The sequence below is a fragment of the Microbacterium sp. zg.Y909 genome, from assembly GCF_024626565.1.
On record NZ_JANJFJ010000736.1, the window covers coordinates 1 to 592 of the forward strand.

Below are 592 nucleotides of genomic sequence, written 5' to 3' on the forward strand. Positions count from 1 at the left end.
CCCTGGGCCAGCACACCTTCGACCTGGCCCAGCAGCTCTTCGGCGCCGGCGATGCCCGAGCCCGAGACGGCCTGGTAGGTGCTGACGATGAGTCGCTCGAGTCCGGCATCCTCGTGCAGCACCTTCAGCACCGGCATGGCCGCCATCGTGGTGCAGTTGGGGTTGGCGATGATGCCCTTGGGCGGATCGACGACGGCGTGCGGGTTGACCTCGCTGACCACGAGCGGCACCTCGGGGTCCATGCGCCAGGCGCTGGAGTTGTCGATGACCACGGCGCCCGCCTCGGCGAATCGCGGGGCGTGCGCGCGGCTGCCGGTGGCGCCGGCAGAGAAGAGGGCGATGTCGATGCCCGCCGGGTTCGCCGTCGCGACGTCCTCGACGATGACGGTGTGGCCGCCGAACTCCACGGCGGTGCCGGCCGAGCGGGCGGTCGCCAGCAGGCGCAGCTCGCGGATCGGAAAGGAGCGCTCGGCCAGGATGTCGAGCATGACCGTGCCGACCTGGCCGGTGGCGCCCACGACGGCGACGGAGAGTCCGGTATCGGAGATGCGAGTCATGGCGAGATCCTTGCGGCGGAGCGGAGGGTGCCCGA

1 protein-coding gene is annotated in these 592 nt (G+C 71.3%); it reads right to left on the reverse strand.

Annotated features, from left to right (window positions below):
- Positions 1-557, reverse strand: a 557-nt coding sequence (locus NQ160_RS24470) for an aspartate-semialdehyde dehydrogenase (protein ID WP_257517546.1), incomplete at its 3' end; no start/stop codon positions are given.
- Between the last annotated feature and the right edge of the window lie 35 nt (positions 558-592).